The organism is Chromohalobacter sp. HP20-39, from assembly GCF_033052815.1.
Taxonomy (GTDB): domain Bacteria; phylum Pseudomonadota; class Gammaproteobacteria; order Pseudomonadales; family Halomonadaceae; genus Chromohalobacter.
The window spans coordinates 1-700 of the sequence record NZ_JAWHTP010000058.1 but is presented as its reverse complement, the minus strand read 5'-3'; the positions used below and the strand labels follow the sequence as shown (position 1 = coordinate 700).

2 protein-coding genes are annotated in these 700 nt (G+C 65.1%); one reads left to right on the top strand and one right to left on the bottom strand.

Translation table 11 applies throughout. The annotated features are described in order from the left end of the window. Nucleotides 1–209 (top strand): hypothetical protein (locus tag RVY79_RS16850; protein WP_317465622.1); only part of this gene is annotated, 209 nt, incomplete at its 5' end. Between the two features lie 3 nt (nucleotides 210–212). Here RVY79_RS16850 and RVY79_RS16845 read toward each other — a convergent pair. Next, nucleotides 213–700, bottom strand: a 488-nt coding sequence (locus tag RVY79_RS16845; RefSeq protein ID WP_317465621.1) for an SOS response-associated peptidase family protein, incomplete at its 5' end; no start/stop codon positions are given.

Genomic DNA, 700 nt, shown 5'->3' with positions numbered 1-700 from the left:
CGCCGCAGGTCATTGAGAAGCCCGTGGAGGTGAAAGTGCCGGTTCCCGTGCCATGCAAGGCGCCGGACGTCCCCGTGCCGGCGTGGCCGCTCGCCGCGGTGCCTTCGTCGGCCAGTGACTTCGATTTCTACAAGGCCGCGCTGGCTGAGGTCGAGTTGCGAAAGGGGTACGAGGCGCGTTTGCGCGCGGCTTTGGCCGCTTGCCAGTAGCCGTCAGCCAGCGACGCTGTGCACGAAGCGCGGCATCCCGTTGTAGCGCAGGATCTCGTCCATCGCGTCGAGGTCGTTCGGGTCTGGGTTGAGCCACGCATCGAGGTCTTCTGGCTTGATTGGCACCGGACAGCGGTCATGGCCAGCCTCTGAAATCGCCGGCGGCGGGTCCGTGGTGATAATCGCGAACGACAGTAGATCCTGTTCACCCGGCTTCGTCGCGCGCCAGTGCGACCACACGCAAGCCACCAGCATCGTCTGCGGCGGATCCGGCCGGAACTCCAGCACGATGTTCTTTCCCTCCGGCCCGGCCACGTTCTCGTAGAACGCATCGACCAGCACCACGCCGTGCGTGTGGCCGTATTGCCCCTTCCAAAATCCCCGCAAATTGTCCATCCTGGCGTTGTACGTGCTCGGGTACTTGGTGTCGTAGAACGCCGGCTTGCCGGCCGGCCGACACTGGTATCGCATGGGCTTGACCACGCGGCGGC